Source organism: Arthrobacter gyeryongensis (genome assembly GCF_039543785.1).
Taxonomy (GTDB): Bacteria; Actinomycetota; Actinomycetes; order Actinomycetales; family Micrococcaceae; genus Arthrobacter; species Arthrobacter gyeryongensis.
This window is the reverse complement of sequence record NZ_BAABKK010000049.1, coordinates 1-526: the sequence shown is the minus strand read 5'-3', so window position 1 is coordinate 526 and position 526 is coordinate 1. Positions and strand designations below refer to the sequence as shown.

The 526-nt window shown below is 59.9% G+C and carries 1 protein-coding gene; it reads right to left on the bottom strand.

What is annotated here, in order from left to right:
- Window positions 1–526 (bottom strand): IS3 family transposase (locus ABEA18_RS24140; protein ID WP_345453859.1); only part of this gene is annotated, 526 nt, incomplete at both ends.

Here is a 526-nt window from a genome sequence, read left to right as displayed (position 1 = left end):
GCTCAGGCCCTCGAGCTTTGTCGAGATCCGTTCGGTGTTGTACCAGCGGATGTACTCGTGCAGTGCCGCTGCCAGTGCCTCGGTGCTGATGAACCGGACACGGTGGAAGAGTTCTTCTTTGAGATGGCCGAAGAAGTTTTCCATCACGGCATTGTCGTAGCAGTTGGCCTTGCGTGACATTGATTGGACCGCTCCGGCACCGCTGAGGAGAGTCCGCCAGGAGTGATGCTGGTACTGGAATCCCTGGTCGGAATGCACCAGCGGTTTCTCACCGTCCTTGAGGGCCGTCAACGCCTTACTCAGCGACGTGTTGGTGAGCTCCAGGTTCGGCGAGATGCCGAGGGTGTACGAGATGATCTGCCGGTCGAAGAGGTCCATGACCGGTGAGAGGTAGAGTTTGCGGTCGCCGACGCTGAATTCGGTCACGTCCGTCACCCACTTCTGGTTCGGGGCGGTGGCTTCGAAATCCCGGTTGAGCAGGTTCGGAGCGACGGCGCCTTGTTCGCCGCGGTAGGAGTTGTAGCGC